The sequence below is a fragment of the Olivibacter sp. EAT-5 genome (genome assembly GCF_044784325.1).
In the GTDB taxonomy this organism is placed as follows: Bacteria; Bacteroidota; Bacteroidia; order Sphingobacteriales; family Sphingobacteriaceae; genus Olivibacter; species Olivibacter oleidegradans.
The window spans coordinates 4,868,612-4,882,316 of the sequence record NZ_CP173028.1 but is presented as its reverse complement, the minus strand read 5'-3'; the positions used below and the strand labels follow the sequence as shown (position 1 = coordinate 4,882,316).

At 39.5% G+C, this 13,705-nt stretch carries 18 protein-coding genes; 8 read left to right on the top strand and 10 right to left on the bottom strand.

Going from position 1 to position 13,705, the window contains the following annotated elements:
• From ACH11B_RS20400 to ACH11B_RS20390, 3 genes are read right to left on the bottom strand one after another with little or no spacing between them, the layout of a single operon-like run.
• On the bottom strand, positions 1 to 966 hold the full coding sequence (locus ACH11B_RS20400; RefSeq protein WP_130855886.1) for a glycosyltransferase family 9 protein: 966 nt from the start codon (positions 964 to 966) through the stop codon (positions 1 to 3).
• Positions 963 to 1,946 carry a glycosyltransferase family 2 protein gene (locus ACH11B_RS20395; RefSeq protein ID WP_256377662.1) on the bottom strand — a complete coding sequence of 328 codons (984 nt, stop codon included), beginning with the start codon at positions 1,944 to 1,946 and terminating at the stop codon, positions 963 to 965. The genes ACH11B_RS20400 and ACH11B_RS20395 overlap by 4 nt, the downstream gene beginning before the upstream one ends.
• Positions 1,947 to 1,960: 14 nt before the next feature.
• Complete coding sequence (locus tag ACH11B_RS20390) at positions 1,961 to 3,736, bottom strand: carbamoyltransferase C-terminal domain-containing protein (RefSeq protein ID WP_242627179.1); 1,776 nt, start codon at positions 3,734 to 3,736, stop codon at positions 1,961 to 1,963.
• Positions 3,737 to 4,472: 736 nt separating this feature from the next.
• Here ACH11B_RS20390 and ACH11B_RS20385 point away from each other — a divergent pair.
• Complete coding sequence (locus ACH11B_RS20385; RefSeq protein WP_130855889.1) at positions 4,473 to 5,438, top strand: TIGR03885 family FMN-dependent LLM class oxidoreductase; 966 nt, start codon at positions 4,473 to 4,475, stop codon at positions 5,436 to 5,438.
• Here the strand turns inward: ACH11B_RS20385 and ACH11B_RS20380 are convergent.
• Both ACH11B_RS20380 and ACH11B_RS20375 read right to left on the bottom strand, forming a co-directional pair.
• Entirely contained in the window at positions 5,435 to 5,707 is a 273-nt protein-coding gene (locus tag ACH11B_RS20380) for a hypothetical protein (RefSeq protein ID WP_130855890.1), read from the bottom strand. The two genes, ACH11B_RS20385 and ACH11B_RS20380, sit on opposite strands and share 4 nt — an antisense overlap.
• A gap of 374 nt (positions 5,708 to 6,081) precedes the next feature.
• The gene (locus ACH11B_RS20375) at positions 6,082 to 6,240 is read right to left on the bottom strand and encodes a hypothetical protein (RefSeq protein WP_165446957.1); all 159 of its coding nucleotides are present in this window, start codon (positions 6,238 to 6,240) and stop codon (positions 6,082 to 6,084) included.
• 64 nt (positions 6,241 to 6,304) lie between these two features.
• Between ACH11B_RS20375 and ACH11B_RS20370 the strand changes: the two genes are divergently transcribed.
• Together ACH11B_RS20370 and ACH11B_RS20365 are read left to right on the top strand one after the other, a co-directional pair.
• Complete coding sequence (locus tag ACH11B_RS20370) at positions 6,305 to 6,523, top strand: hypothetical protein (RefSeq protein WP_013667072.1); 219 nt, start codon at positions 6,305 to 6,307, stop codon at positions 6,521 to 6,523.
• 209 nt (positions 6,524 to 6,732) lie between these two features.
• Positions 6,733 to 7,251 (top strand): GNAT family N-acetyltransferase, encoded by a 519-nt coding sequence (locus ACH11B_RS20365; RefSeq protein ID WP_013667070.1) that lies wholly within the window; start codon positions 6,733 to 6,735, stop codon positions 7,249 to 7,251.
• Between the two features lie 215 nt (positions 7,252 to 7,466).
• Here the strand turns inward: ACH11B_RS20365 and ACH11B_RS20360 are convergent, their stop codons facing one another.
• The 4 genes from ACH11B_RS20360 to ACH11B_RS20345 form a co-directional block, all read right to left on the bottom strand.
• Complete coding sequence (locus ACH11B_RS20360; protein WP_013667069.1) at positions 7,467 to 8,105, bottom strand: response regulator transcription factor; 639 nt, start codon at positions 8,103 to 8,105, stop codon at positions 7,467 to 7,469.
• Between the two features lie 150 nt (positions 8,106 to 8,255).
• Entirely contained in the window at positions 8,256 to 8,906 is a 651-nt protein-coding gene (locus ACH11B_RS20355) for a response regulator transcription factor (RefSeq protein ID WP_130855892.1), read from the bottom strand.
• Positions 8,907 to 9,017: 111 nt separating this feature from the next.
• Positions 9,018 to 9,767: a metallophosphoesterase gene (locus ACH11B_RS20350; protein WP_130855893.1), complete on the bottom strand. Its 750-nt coding sequence runs from the start codon at positions 9,765 to 9,767 to the stop codon at positions 9,018 to 9,020.
• A complete protein-coding gene (locus ACH11B_RS20345; protein ID WP_130855894.1) occupies positions 9,767 to 10,510 on the bottom strand; it encodes a nucleotidyltransferase in 744 nt (247 codons plus the stop codon). The genes ACH11B_RS20350 and ACH11B_RS20345 overlap by 1 nt, the downstream gene beginning before the upstream one ends.
• Positions 10,511 to 10,698: 188 nt before the next feature.
• Between ACH11B_RS20345 and ACH11B_RS20340 the strand changes: the two genes are divergently transcribed.
• The 3 genes from ACH11B_RS20340 to ACH11B_RS20330 all read left to right on the top strand — a co-directional run bounded on the left by ACH11B_RS20340 (position 10,699) and on the right by ACH11B_RS20330 (position 12,056).
• Positions 10,699 to 11,493, top strand: a complete 795-nt coding sequence (locus ACH11B_RS20340) for a hypothetical protein (protein WP_149105710.1) — start codon at positions 10,699 to 10,701, stop codon at positions 11,491 to 11,493.
• A 17-nt stretch (positions 11,494 to 11,510) separates the two neighbouring features.
• Entirely contained in the window at positions 11,511 to 11,717 is a 207-nt protein-coding gene (locus ACH11B_RS20335) for a KTSC domain-containing protein (protein WP_013667064.1), read from the top strand.
• Positions 11,718 to 11,855: 138 nt separating this feature from the next.
• Complete coding sequence (locus tag ACH11B_RS20330) at positions 11,856 to 12,056, top strand: hypothetical protein (protein WP_013667063.1); 201 nt, start codon at positions 11,856 to 11,858, stop codon at positions 12,054 to 12,056.
• A 26-nt stretch (positions 12,057 to 12,082) separates the two neighbouring features.
• Here ACH11B_RS20330 and ACH11B_RS20325 read toward each other — a convergent pair whose 3' ends face one another.
• The gene (locus ACH11B_RS20325) at positions 12,083 to 12,253 is read right to left on the bottom strand and encodes a hypothetical protein (protein ID WP_165446958.1); all 171 of its coding nucleotides are present in this window, start codon (positions 12,251 to 12,253) and stop codon (positions 12,083 to 12,085) included.
• A 276-nt stretch (positions 12,254 to 12,529) separates the two neighbouring features.
• Between ACH11B_RS20325 and ACH11B_RS20320 the strand changes: the two genes are divergently transcribed.
• Positions 12,530 to 12,724, top strand: coding sequence for a hypothetical protein (locus ACH11B_RS20320; RefSeq protein ID WP_130855896.1), 195 nt, complete (start codon positions 12,530 to 12,532; stop codon positions 12,722 to 12,724).
• 78 nt (positions 12,725 to 12,802) lie between these two features.
• Positions 12,803 to 13,699 (top strand): SDR family oxidoreductase, encoded by an 897-nt coding sequence (locus tag ACH11B_RS20315; protein WP_130855897.1) that lies wholly within the window; start codon positions 12,803 to 12,805, stop codon positions 13,697 to 13,699.
• The last annotated feature ends 6 nt before the right edge of the window (positions 13,700 to 13,705 follow it).

Sequence of the window (13,705 nt, the reverse complement as noted above, 5' to 3'; positions counted from 1 at the left end):
TTATATATTACACAACACTGTATTGTTGAAATGTTGAAGCACCTTTTCGACATTTGGCTTTCTTTGACAATCTATTATTTGCTGCCTTGTAGGAGTTAGGGGGCCCCACCGATGAGGTTCACCATCCATACTAACGACCACTGCAGGCACCTGCAGTGCATAGGCTATATGGGCTACCCCTGTGCAGTTGGATAATAATCCCCTCGCTTGTTTAAGTAAAAGGGCGATCTCATCTAAATCTGTTTGACCGACAAGAAATAATGGCGGGCGGTTCATATGTGCTGATAGTTCGTTGGCAATCGTTTCTTCCTCTTTTGTCCCCGTAATAGCGACATCATAACCCGCTTCTAAACAACGGTTGGCTATTTGCGCAAAGTACTTTGGATTCCATCTACGAGATTCGCCACGTGACCCAGGATGTATACAAACGAAATTCCCCGGCGTTAAATGGAATTTTTCGCAGATATGACGATCGTCTTTTAGAAGCGGAAATTCGAGTTGTTTACCTGCATCAGGTATGCCGAGATGATGCATCAAATATAAGTGCCGTTCAATCTCATGCAAGTGTTCAGGATAGGGAACAAAATGTTCATTGTTTGGTCGAAAGAGTGAATCCTTGAAAAAGCCAGCCAATTTATTTGCATCAAATAATGAAACGAGTGCATTAACATAGGTGCCATTTCCCTGCATTTGTATTACCAAATCAAATTTACGCCTCTGCATATCTTGTAGAAAGGCCAAAATCTTTTTCGGTTCAATGGGCTGCTCAGGCAGCCCCGGATAGCCGGGGAAGGGAATGAATTCATCAATATAATTGGCAAAACGATGTTGCAGATGTTGTGTACCCGGCAGTCCTATCCAAGCAATACGCGCATTCGGATACGCTTGTCTTAATGAGCGTATTGCCGGTATCGCACATAAAAAATCTCCTAATTGTAAGGCTCTGAAAATTGCGATTGATTTCATTTTCCGATCTTAATATTATAAACGGTTCGGTATTTAATAGAACCATACAGCTGCCAAAAAATAGATAAGTACGGTATTAGTATTGAAGTAAAAACCATTTCTGCAATATGAGAGGGTGATTTACTGGTTCCTCTCAGACGTATTAAAATAAATTTAGCGGTAAGAAACAACCAAAAACTTAGACTGGCAAAAAAGGCCCACTTCAGGTTCACATGCCATAAGAGAACCATGGAAATCAATAGCAATAAAAGACTGTAATATAAAGCATTTGTTGGATGGCCGATTCGGGCTTGATAGAGACTTGGAAATTTCTTTGCCAATAACGCATTATATATGCCTTTCTTTTGTTCTTTTATGCTAATTCCCCATTTGGCCTTTCTAGCTGGATGAATAACAACGGCTTTGTTAAGTTTTATTATTGGGATTTTTGCACGGAGAAGCTTAAAATGCAAGTCGCTGTCTTCTCTCCATGCCATTTTAAATCGTTCGTCAAAACCTCCGACATGGTATAGCGCTTGTTTCGTACAAATACAATTAGCCGTGATAAACTCTGCAACCTCCAATTGTGCCGTATTCCTTTCAAAATCTGTCGGGCTCTCGGGGGTTGGTACATATACTGATCCTGTATATACGATTTTCTCCTCACCGTTATAGGCGTCAAAAATTTCCTGAAGCCAAAGTTCATCGGGAATACAATCATCATCAGTGAACGCAACCAGGTGTCCATCAGCGTATAACCATCCTAGGTTTCGGGCTGCAGCCGGTCCTTTTTTGCATTCAGTATAAAGATAAGTTATACGATTTTCAAAAGCGGTATTAAACGTAGCTACCAGCTCTTCCGTTTCTTTGTCATAACCATCACCCACCACAATAATGTCATATAAACGCTGATTAAGTGTTTGTTTAGTCAAAGCGTCTAGACATCGTGACAATAACATCGTTCTTTGGTAAGTCGGAATTACTACAGTTATCCTAAACATATCCATACGGCACCCTAAAAACTAACAAGATTTTCGTCCAAGACCATTCTTTCAGGAACATTGACATAATCCTTCTGAATTAGAAAGGATCCTATGATAAGCGCATCGAAGGGGGATGTCCAAAAGCATTCAATAGCATCTCTTGGTGTGCATACAATTGGCTTTCCCAATGTGTTAAAAGAGGTATTTACGAGTACAGGCACTCCTGTTTTCCGTTCGAACGCCTTGATAAGTCGGTAATAAAGTGGATTTTGTTTTTCATTAACCGTTTGAATACGCGCAGTACCATCGACGTGCTTTACGGCTGGTATTTGCGTCGCTTTATCGGGAATCACATCATAGATGAACAGCATAAACGGTGACTGTTTTGCTCCCACAAACCAATTTTCGGCGTCCTCTTCCGTTACAACAGGTGCGACGGGTCGAAAGTCTTCGCGATCCTTTACCTCATTTAATTTGGCTTGCATTTCAGGACTTAACGGCGAAGCCAAGATAGAACGACTTCCTAAGGCTCTTGGGCCATATTCCATCGCACCCTGAAACCATCCGATAATTTTATCTTGAGCAAGTAACGTTGCGGTCTCTTCCACTATGTCATGCATTTTGATATAAGGAATTTTATTTCGTTCCAAAATACGTTGTATGTCACTATCGGAGTAAGAGGGGCCTAAATATACGTCCTGCATGATCGAAGTCTTTTTACTTTCTCTACGTTCTTCCCGATCTTTTAATATAGCAGCCCCTAAAGCTGTACCGGAATCACCGGCAGCAGGCTGCACCCACACATTCTTGAATGGACTTTTATCCCTGATACGGGCATTTAAAACACAATTGAGAAATACACCGCCGGCGAGACAAAGATTTTCTTCCCGCGTCACCTCATAAAACCAATTCAACAACTCCAATATACGCTCTTCTAAAACATACTGAAGCGAACGTGCAATGTTAAAATGGTGTGCGGTAAAGGGAGCGTTTCTTAAGCGCTGTGGGCCAAATCTCTCAGAAAGTCGCAGATCGCTTATTTCATATTGTCCGCTTCCTGTTAAGCGCACAATCTCTCTAAATTCATCAACAAAAACAGGCTCACCATATGAAGCTAAAGCCATTACTTTATATTCGTCAGATGATCGTAGAAATCCGAGATGCGCTGTGATATCTTCATACAACAGGCCTAGGGAATGGGGCAGCTGTACTTGTTGTATCAACTCCAAGCCATTTTGGTTTCCAACGTAATAAGAACTTGATGCTGTTTCACCCCGACCGTCCATAACGAGCACGGCTGCTGCCTCAAAAGGAGAAGGAAAAAATGCACTGGCTGCATGGGACAGATGATGATCCGTAAAATGCCAGATCCAATCGTTTGTCCTTGCATTTAAAAAGGAGGATTGCAGATGGTGTGGGTAACCATCAACCAATTGTCGTGGAGCATTAATGATAGAGGAAAGAAAAAGATTTCGCCACGGCTCGGAATCTTTATCGTGTTCTGTATTTCTAACAAAAGGAATATCTGCCCATGGCCTCTTCTCATCCCCAGGGTTAACCAATAAAAAGGGATCAAACGAATAAGCGATGTGATCAACCGCAGACAAGGTGATTCCTGCTTGCTTTAGACAAAAATCAATTGCATGATAAGGTAGTTCATAGGTCGAAAATGGAATGGGGCGTTTACCATGTTTGATTTGCGTGAATCGTTCATCTTCGGCGGCTGCAATTAGGTGTCCATTTTCGATTAAACAAGCTGCGGAGTCATGAAAAGCTGCGTTAATTCCTAAGGTATACATATCTTTCATTTATAGGGTTAAATAAGAATCGGATTCCATATACAGTGCCACTTCTCTACGCCCTCAATTTTGTGCTCAAGAACCCTTTTTCATTTAGTTATTTGTTCTTTAAAATTGAGTTATTGTTATATCTTCTCGTCGAATGGGTACAGCACTATGCACTTTTTAGGACACTAATAAAATGTTGCCAATATTGCCTTCAACGGCACCGCATTGCTTGAGCTAAGGATTTTTGCATGAAGTATACTTGTGTATGTTTATAGGTTCAATAGTTGCTTATATAGGTGGTAAATAAGGATGTCATGGGATTGAAAGAACCTATATTAAAAATCTTACGTAAAAAATACGATTGCATGTCGCTCATAGCGTGTTCTTGCAATCAATACGAACTAAGTTTTAAAACTGACGAGTCCAGCGATCCAATACAGGTCTTTTTGGAACGCAAAACGTCCAAAGGAAACGTAAAGGGGCAGGGATATATTCGATGTATGATTCATGACGCTTCGGGTAGATTAAATAAAGATTACCGGCTGCCACGCAATGAATTTAATAGATTTATTATTTAACGCAAGACGCTATGTTTGCACCTATTTTATTTGGAATTATCTTTTTGTTAGCTATCGGTATCGTATACTACTTTTATAGGAAGCACTAACGTGAAATATGATATTTCACACAATGCACAGAGGTTTGTGACTTTTTAGCACCGGCAACCTAAAATATGGTATGACGTAAACAAACGAAAATGCAAACTATCGCTTATCATGCATCTCATGAACAATTTAGCCCAACAGACCTATTAGGTTGGGCTATACTAGCGGAACAGTGCGGCTTTACGGCTATACATTGCTCTGATCATTTTCATTCTTGGAGCATAACCCAACAACACAGCGGCTATGCTTTCACTTGGCTAGGCGCTGCCATGCAATCTACCAGGCTTCCTTTTGGTTTTGTATGCGCCCCTGGGCAGCGTTATCACCCTGCTATAATTGCCCAGGCTATTGCGACGCTTGGATATATGTTTCCAGATCGGTTATGGGTATCTTTGGGTAGCGGCGAAAATATCAACGAACACATCACAGGAGACAACTGGCCCGATAAAAAATTCAGAAATGAACGTTTGAGAGAATGCGCGACCATTATTCGCGCTTTATTGGGAGGCAAGGAAGTAAGCTACGAGGGTCATGTGCGTGTAGACAGGGCCAAACTTAACACGCGACCCAACAAACCCATTCCAATTTTCGGCGCTGCTGTAAGTGTGGAGACGGCGGGTTGGGTAGGTAAGTGGGCAGATGGTTTGATTACAATTAGCAGGCCGTATAACGAATTGAAGGAGGTAGTGACTGCATTCAGGAAAAATGGCGGAGAAGGGAAACCTATGTTTTTAAAAGTGCAATTGTCGTATGCAACATCAGAGGAACTGGCCCTTGTAAATGCGTACGAACAATGGAGGAATAATTTACTAGATCCAATACTTCTAAGTGATATAGCCACGATAGAAGAATTCGATGCGCTTGGATCATCCGTTAGCTTTGAGGATATACCCAAAAAAATAAGAGTATCCAGTAATTGGCAGGATCAGCTACAGTGGTTGGAGCAAGACTTGTCTCTTGGCTTCGAACATCTTATTCTTCATAATGTCAACATCTATCAAGAAGAATTTATCCGTGATTTCGGAAAATTCGTTGTCCCAAGGCTAAAAAAGCGCTAGGTTTTGTCTTGTGTGTTATCCACTCTACCGTCAAGCCCTTCCAGAAAACTAAGTCCCAGCGCATTTATCTCGAGCATTTTATTTGGATAGGGACAATCATCAGCGATGTCTACTGTAAGAATGTAGCCGTTTTGCTCCAGTATGTAGGTTGCCTTGAGAACGCTTTCAGGGTCCAATTGCATTTCCTCTGCAAACTTACCTATGGATCCAACTGACCACCTTCTTAGTAAACGAAGAAGGCGTAGGGCGTTCGAACTTAAAAACATCATAATTTATATCATTTATAATCGTAGAAAATATTTTAACAGTCTCTTGTTTCAGCAAACGATGTTTGGAATAGGTTGGGCTTAGCTTATACTTTTTTTGCTTATCCGAAACTTTCTCTTTTATTTTACTTGTGTTCCGATTAAAAAACCATAAGACTCTAAGCCTGGTATTTGGCCGCAGATAATCTTCATGACACATAGTAGAGGGATGGCCAAAATCATACCGGCGGTTCCTACACGGCTTCACCTGCCACTAAGCCTACGATCATAAGGAGTGGATTAATATTCACTTGACGGCTTACTATTAAAACTCCAATATATGGTCTGAACGAATTGCACGATCAGGTCTACTGCGGCCGATGATGCTATGGTACGCTTCAGCCCACGTTGTTCAACCAATTGCTAACTTCAATGAACAAGGTGGCCATAATGGCTGCCAATGCTATGGGTACGAGAAAGCTGCGTCCAAAATATAAAACAATAGTGCTCAGGATAGTAAACAGTAGAATATAAACAACGTATGTTAAATTTCGCATAACTAGAATTTTTACTTAAAAACAAAAAAGCGTTTAAACTGTTATAAAATAAAAAACAAAAGCCATGTATTATTTAGTTTGTTACGATTTGGAGACGGCTGTTGCGGTGGACGATGATATTGATCCTACAAACTTGAATAGTAAGCACTGTCCTCATTTAAAAAAATTTTTGCAAAAGGTTGGAAAGAAGCCAATCAGCAAAATTGACCACAATTATCCAAGTTACCGTGCTGTTTTAGATAATTATCATATTATTGGAGAAGGAAAACGTTATTCTCACTAAGAATTAGCATCTTATTTTTGAAGAAGACGTATTTACCCTATTATGAAATTTATTTTCCTAAAAAATATATTTTTTGATTTTTATCTAGCTTTTCCTTCTTTTTGGCATAAATATTGAAAATTAATAGGTACCAAGAAAGCTCCTATTCATCAAGGGCTTCCATGTTTCGGGAAATTATTTACAGTACATATATATATTCTTTTTATCTAATGAAAAACTATGAAAAAACGGGTATAGTTTTAAGAAAACTATCCCTAAGCGAGGCACGTGAGTTTTGCCATTTACATTCTTTCCCGCAGCAGTATGGTACTTACTATCAAGATTTATACGAAAATGATGAATCGCCGGAAGAATTTACAAAGCGCTTGTTATGGCTAGCAAAGTGTGTGTATACCATTCGTTTGAAATCAGCACCTGATAAAATTATCGGGTCTTGTATGATTTACAAAGGAGGAAAGAACAGGAAAGATATGTATGTGGGTGGAACCTTACTTCCGGAATATAGAAACAAGGGTTTAATGGTGGAGGCCTTCAATCAGATGTTAGAGATGGCTAAATACTTTTATGGAGTCAATGAAGTAAAGATTTTACTTAATTCTATAAATGACCAGGTTATTCAGATCATGGATAAATTGGGCTTTATGATGGATAAGAGTAGTAATGCCAATATTTACAGTAAAATATTACAGCAATATATTCCGAGAAGAACGACCAATTTACTTTATTAATGGTTTACGTATATTTAATCGGACTTAAAATCAAGTCCGATTAATTTTTTCTACCTAATCTATCACTATCGCAGTACACATGCCGGTTTTCAGAACCATTACTTTGTTAAGGGTACACTGATATTGTAAGAAACCGTTCGGTCAAAGCAGATACTTCTTTCGAACGGTTCCGGGCAGGTACTAAAGAGTGCAAACCAACGATAAAATCGCTAAATCTAATTTTGTATGAACTCTTTATGCAGACGATAAAATATCAGACTTAAATTGTCTTTCGCCCCAGTTTTTGTGATGAGGTTTTGACGTAAATCTTCGATGTTGCGTTTTGTGGTAAATAAACGGTAAGCAATTTCTTTATTGGCGTAGCCGCATACCATTAAATCAAGCACCTCCTTTTCTTTGTCAGATAGCGCGAGATCGGTGTTCAGCGTACTAATATGATCTTCAAAGTCGCTTAGTTTATTAAAAAGTCGTACCGTTAGGCTTGGATCAACGTATTTTTTACCTTGCAAAACATAGCGGATTGCAAATAAAAGTTCTTCTTTTTGAACCGATTGCGTAATGTAGGCGTGCGCCCCCGCATGCATTGCTCGGATCGCAGGCTGTAAACCATGGTCGTTGTCTAAAATTATAATCTTTAAATTACCGGATCCTTTCAACTTAGCTATCAATTCCTTGTCGATAGAATAGTTAAGATCATTACCCCAAATCAGTACGTCGACATCCGTTAGATGCTCTTTTAAGGTTTCTAGACAGTTATTGGTGTAATTGACATCTATATTGTCCTGTTGTAATATAGCTCGGATACCATCTCGACGTATAGGATTATTGTCCGCAATCGCTAACTTGGTTTTCATAATTGAGAATTAGATAATTAACCACTAAACTTTTCTGCGCAATTCACGTCGCAGTTATGCAATCTGACTGCCAACAAAGGTCGTGATTAAAGGAAACATCAATTACGTATAAATACCCAAAATTAGCTTCGGTAAATACGGTAATATACATTATTTCAGGATACCATTTTGATAAGCGTACTTTATTAATGCAGCAGTATTTCTTACACCTGTTTTTTCAATAAGACTTTGGCGGTATCCTTCTACTGTCCGTTTACTTGTAAACAAGCGTTCTGCGATTTCCTGATTCGTAAATCCATCAGCTGTGAGGGCCAAAACTTCCATTTCACGGTTATTTATTTGTAAATCAGTAGCATTTGCACTGGCTGATGAAGGGACTACTTTCATAGCTTGTCGCAAAAGTTTAAAACTAATTTCCGCGCAAATATAGGGTTCACCCTGGGCGGCAAACCGAATCGCGAACAAGAGTTCATCACGGCTTACGTTTTTGATCAAATATGCTGTTGCACCAGCCTCAAAGGCTTGGGAAACATATTTTTCATGATCCATCATTGAGAGAACGATGATATGAATACCTGGATAAAGATTTTTAATATGCTTAGTTAAGGTTATACCATCGGTATCCGGCATATTGATATCCATAACGATCGCATCCACCGTTTGTCGCTCGTCGAGGAGGAAAAGCAGCTCTTCTTGTTGATCCGTTTCGCCAACAACGGTAATATCCGATTCAATTTCCAATAAGGTCCTAATGCCTTGTCTTACAATATGGTGGTCGTCAACTAGAATAATGTTAATCATGATATCTCATTTGGTTAATGGCCAATCGCTTATTGATTCACGATAATGTGACAGCTATTTAATAAAGTGTTTTATCATGCCTACGTGTTAATATCCTATCTGTATTTTTGTCTATTTATGTGGTACGTCTAATAGATAATAGGGCTTGGCTTGATCTTCATTTCTAAGTATTGGCAAAGCCACATTGAAGACCCGGACACCGCCCGAAGTCACACCGTCGAGCTGGCCGGCATGAGCGTGGCCGTGAAAGGCAGCATAGACCTTTCTCCTATGTAAAGGGTCTGCTAGTCTCGAAGAGCCTAAAAAAGGAAAAATTTGCTCAGGTTCTCCAATTACGGTTTCCTTAATAGGTGAATAATGTAATAAAGCGATTTTGAGAATATTAGGATTGTCTTGCTCCAATCTAGCAAGTGCACGATCCAGCTGCAACGATTCATTTACGGCCTCTTGAACAAAAGATTTCATAGACTCTTCACCAAACATAGATAGCATATATTCGTCAAAGCCACCACCAAAGCCCTTTACACCCGCAAAACCAATATTATCAATAACAATACCTTCGCCATCTAGAATGACCATATTACTGTCTTGCAGAATCTGACGAATTAATTTATGTCTACCTTTTTCGTAATCGTGATTTCCCAATACACCTATAACCGGTATATTGCATGATTTTAATTCAGCAGCCAAAACGGTCGCCTCATCTTCATCTCCTGTATCGGTAAGATCGCCACAAATTAGCAGTACGTCAGCTTTGTTAGCTATTTCCTCGAAACAATCTGCCCAGCGGCCTTTATCACTCACTCGAATGTGAATATCTGCTAGCGCAGCTATTGTGGTTTTAACTTTCTTTCCCATCATTAAATTGTTGTAATTGTAGATGACTTATAATTCCATTCTTTGATATCCACCTCATATTGCGTTTGATCAATCAAAGGACCTCTACATACCTTCTCAACGGGAGGCGGTAGCTCGTATTGCTCTTTCGCTCGCTCTATGAGTTCATCAAAAAGCCATTTAGGTACTATGTGCCGATAGTCGGCCGGATAAACGAATTGAAAAGTTATTAATTGCGCTAGTAAAATGTGCCAATGTTGATCTAGGCGATTTAAAAGATGCTTCCAATCAATATGCTTTCCATATCGTAAAAAGGTATGATTGATATCAGCACTGTCGTTTCTTTCTCGATTCCTAACATACATTTTACACCAAATCAGCTCTTCAGCGGGAATAAATTTGACTGGTACACCAACAAATTCGCCGGTACTCGCACGTACGTACCAGCTGTCGTCTACCGTACAAATGTTATTAACGGTATCGAAAATAATATCTATAAAATAATCTCCCTTAAAGACTTTGGCTAGCCACCTCGCATCGGTCAATTCGGTTCGATAACCATTCAAGGCGAAATGCTTCAGGATTTTTGGATATTCACTGCTTTTACAGAAAATATCGAGATCCTTTGTATTTCTAAAAATACCGGTATAATGAAACATGGCAAAGGCGCCACCTAGCATGTACGGACTACCGCTATCATTTAAAAGTTTTAATGCTTCTTTAAAAAATGCATTGGAAATATCTTTTTGCTCCTGTGTTTCTATCATAAGTTTAGCATTCTATAAGGTTATAACAGCATCTCCGCCTTTTTTGTTCTTTTTCCGTATTGAATATACTTCACTCATGAATAACGAGATTAAAAGGAGTTTTCCTGAACCTCCTAATCTGCTATAGCTTTCAAACCTTAACCGAATCTATTTGTTTGACAACACAATAAGGTAATATTCAAACTATTATGTCTGGAAGAAAAAAAGTATTAATACCATTGAATTTCTCAGTAAAAACCTTTTATGTTCTGCAGTTTGTATTAAAGAAAGCGAATCTCTTCGATTGGTCGGTATTCATTATTTTGTCGTTCGAAAATGACAAATCTGAGAATAAAGAGGATATTGATCAAAAGCTTGAACACTTAATGAGGCAGGCGAAAAACGATTTTCCGCTTGTCCACATTAGGGGAGAGGCAATACAAGGTGACATCTTGCAGTTCCTTTTGGATTTAAACAGAAGCGAACACTTTGATCTCATTGTGTCCGGACAGTATGCAGATATTTTACATTATGCGTCGCGCGACCTTACTGAGGGATTAGTAGAGCAGTGCTATACGCCTGTATTGGTACTTCCCGAAAGCCAGCACTTGCCAAATCTTCGTCATGTTGGCGTGATGACGAGTTTTCATGAAAACGAAATAGAAAGCATTAAACTAGTTGAACAGTTATTTGATGGGAAACTAGATATAACGGTATTTCATGTGGCAAATGAGGAAAAAAAAGAGTTGGCATACGAACGAATGCGTGAATGGGAGCTTGACATTAGGGGAAATATCGAGAAGGTTGATATTCACTTTTTAGTAGTAGAAGCAGATACCGTCCTTGAAGGAGTTAAACGGGCGATAAATGAAGAGGATATAGATGTATTAGTTGTGACTTCAATTGCCAAGACCTTTGTGAAAAAGATATTGTCTAAAAATCTTTTTAAGGAACTTACGCAAGTTCAGGTAATGCGACCAACATTATTCGTAAAATGTGACTAAGTCAAAATTATATAGCTATGCCCTCCACTGTTATAGATTCCGTTCATTACAATGCAGACACCGAAGTTCTTCAAATCGTTTTCACTACTGGCTTGCTGTATCTTTATTACAATGTTCCACCCATAATTTATGAGGAACTGATCCACGCCCGTTCGAAAGGTGCTTTTTTCAATAAAAAGATACGGGGAAACTATCCATTTAAAAAAAGAGAATCACAAATTTGAACATAATTAAAACAGGATATTACAGCCATAGCGCGCTCAAAGGATTAAAACAGAATACATAGCATGACTACATTTTTTGTCGCTGTTCTACTTGGAATAATTTATGTGCTATATGTGTGATTACCTTAATAAAAAAAAATGGCTATAAGAAAAGACAAGCGCTTATCCCCTTTAAAAAACAAAGCCTCTAAAAAGAGGGAAGAAGAGGACAAGCCCGATTTATCCTATGAAGCGGGAGTAGATCCACAGAAGGACCAGATAAATGAGGTTCCAAAAAATACAGAAGACTGGCAGAATGCAAATGATGAGGACAAACTAGGGGAGAAAAATAAAAGTTAACGGATACAAACCGATACGAAACTATTCTACAATTTCCTGCCTTTTTCATTAATAATAAGTGCCTCCTTTTCAATTGCAGGTTGCTTAATTCTGCCAGGCTTTTTGTCTGGGTTCTTTTTCTGTAGCATACCGTTCCGTTCGTCTGTCCCACCATTGTTCAGTTGCTGATTACGTTCATTTTTCTTTTTCCGATCCATATAATAGTCATTTTATCTTTCTAAACTTATAGCAAACGCCGTTCCGCTACCCTCACAATTGACCAATCGCATCTCATCTTCCGGCCTGGTTTTATAGATGTACTAATAAATGGATAAGTTGTTTATTTATCCGGAATTCTTTCAATCTCCAACGCGTCTTATTGTTAGTAATCTTCTAATAGATTTTATTTTTTTATTCATTTCAGTAAAAAAATATGCTTGGCTCGGTTTTTTAGCAATGGAAGTAAAGTTTAGTTGAATTTATAATATATCCTTATGAAAAAGTTATTGTTTACAGCTGCAGTAGCAGCATTTATTTTTATTGGATGCGGTAATCGTCAAGGCGATACAAACGATGGTATGGGAGCTGGGGATGGAACAGATACATTACAAGAACCCATGCATCCCAATGATACTTCAGGAATGGCAGCACCGGTTGATACCGCAATGGATACAACATCGATGCCTTAATTAACAATGAACCAACAAGAAAGGAAAACCCATATAATGGCACTTTCTTGTTTTCTATTAACCTTAATGAGAAAAGTAATGAGCAGTTCTAATCAAAATGTACAAGATCCGCAAAAAAAACACCCGGTACCGCCCTTCCCTCAACAAGAGCAGGAGGCACCCGGAGTTGAGCGGGAAATGGAGCCAAAGGCTGACCATGGAGAAGAAAGTTATCGAGGGACAGGTAAGTTGAAAGGAAAGAAAGCCATTATTACAGGAGGCGATTCGGGTATTGGAAAAGCAGCTGCAATCGCCTTTGCACGCGAGGGCGCTGATGTTCTCATCAGCTATTTGGCAGATGTTGAAGATGAAGATGCGAAGGACACCGCCCGATGGGTGCAAGAAGCAGGAACCAAAGCGCTCCTCGTAAAAGGTGACATAGGCGAGGCCTCCCATTGTCGATCGCTAGTTGAACAGGCGATTACCGAATTTGGACAAGTAGATATTCTTGTGAACAATGCCGCATTTCAAATGGGACGAGAAAGCTTACAGGATATACCGGAAGGAGAATGGGAACACACCTTCGCGACAAATATTCATAGTATGTATTATTTATGCAAGGCAGCGGAACCTTACATGAAAAAGGGCGCAAGTATTATTAACACCACTTCTGTAAATGCCTATTCTCCCACACCCATATTATTAGCATATGCAGCTACAAAAGGCGCGATCCAAAACTTCACGTCGAACCTAGCACAATTATTTCTAGAGCAAAAGAAGGGTATACGAGTCAATGCAGTTGCCCCGGGTCCTGTATGGACGCCTTTAATTCCTTCTACGATGCCTAATGCGGATAAGTTCGGTGAAAATACGCCAATGGGACGTCCGGCCCAACCTGCTGAAATGGCTCCGATTTACGTTTTTTTGGCGTCTGACGAAAGCAGCTATATCTCGGGGGCAACGATACCTGCTACCGGTGGACGAGTTACTATTTAGTATAGA

Coding starts and splice junctions, on each gene's coding strand:
- ACH11B_RS20335 (WP_013667064.1), top strand. CDS start 11,511: ATGCCCTCCACTGTTATAGATTCCGTTCATTACAATGCAGACACCGAA.
- ACH11B_RS20320 (WP_130855896.1), top strand. CDS start 12,530: ATGAAAAAGTTATTGTTTACAGCTGCAGTAGCAGCATTTATTTTTATT.
- ACH11B_RS20370 (WP_013667072.1), top strand. CDS start 6,305: ATGTATTATTTAGTTTGTTACGATTTGGAGACGGCTGTTGCGGTGGAC.
- ACH11B_RS20355 (WP_130855892.1), bottom strand. CDS start 8,906: ATGATTAACATTATTCTAGTTGACGACCACCATATTGTAAGACAAGGC.
- ACH11B_RS20325 (WP_165446958.1), bottom strand. CDS start 12,253: ATGGATCGGAAAAAGAAAAATGAACGTAATCAGCAACTGAACAATGGT.
- ACH11B_RS20340 (WP_149105710.1), top strand. CDS start 10,699: ATGTCTGGAAGAAAAAAAGTATTAATACCATTGAATTTCTCAGTAAAA.
- ACH11B_RS20395 (WP_256377662.1), bottom strand. CDS start 1,946: ATGTTTAGGATAACTGTAGTAATTCCGACTTACCAAAGAACGATGTTA.
- ACH11B_RS20400 (WP_130855886.1), bottom strand. CDS start 966: ATGAAATCAATCGCAATTTTCAGAGCCTTACAATTAGGAGATTTTTTA.
- ACH11B_RS20350 (WP_130855893.1), bottom strand. CDS start 9,767: ATGATGGGAAAGAAAGTTAAAACCACAATAGCTGCGCTAGCAGATATT.
- ACH11B_RS20390 (WP_242627179.1), bottom strand. CDS start 3,736: ATGAAAGATATGTATACCTTAGGAATTAACGCAGCTTTTCATGACTCC.
- ACH11B_RS20360 (WP_013667069.1), bottom strand. CDS start 8,105: ATGAAAACCAAGTTAGCGATTGCGGACAATAATCCTATACGTCGAGAT.
- ACH11B_RS20315 (WP_130855897.1), top strand. CDS start 12,803: ATGAGCAGTTCTAATCAAAATGTACAAGATCCGCAAAAAAAACACCCG.
- ACH11B_RS20375 (WP_165446957.1), bottom strand. CDS start 6,240: ATGCGAAATTTAACATACGTTGTTTATATTCTACTGTTTACTATCCTG.
- ACH11B_RS20330 (WP_013667063.1), top strand. CDS start 11,856: ATGGCTATAAGAAAAGACAAGCGCTTATCCCCTTTAAAAAACAAAGCC.
- ACH11B_RS20380 (WP_130855890.1), bottom strand. CDS start 5,707: ATGATGTTTTTAAGTTCGAACGCCCTACGCCTTCTTCGTTTACTAAGA.
- ACH11B_RS20385 (WP_130855889.1), top strand. CDS start 4,473: ATGCAAACTATCGCTTATCATGCATCTCATGAACAATTTAGCCCAACA.
- ACH11B_RS20345 (WP_130855894.1), bottom strand. CDS start 10,510: ATGATAGAAACACAGGAGCAAAAAGATATTTCCAATGCATTTTTTAAA.
- ACH11B_RS20365 (WP_013667070.1), top strand. CDS start 6,733: ATGAAAAACTATGAAAAAACGGGTATAGTTTTAAGAAAACTATCCCTA.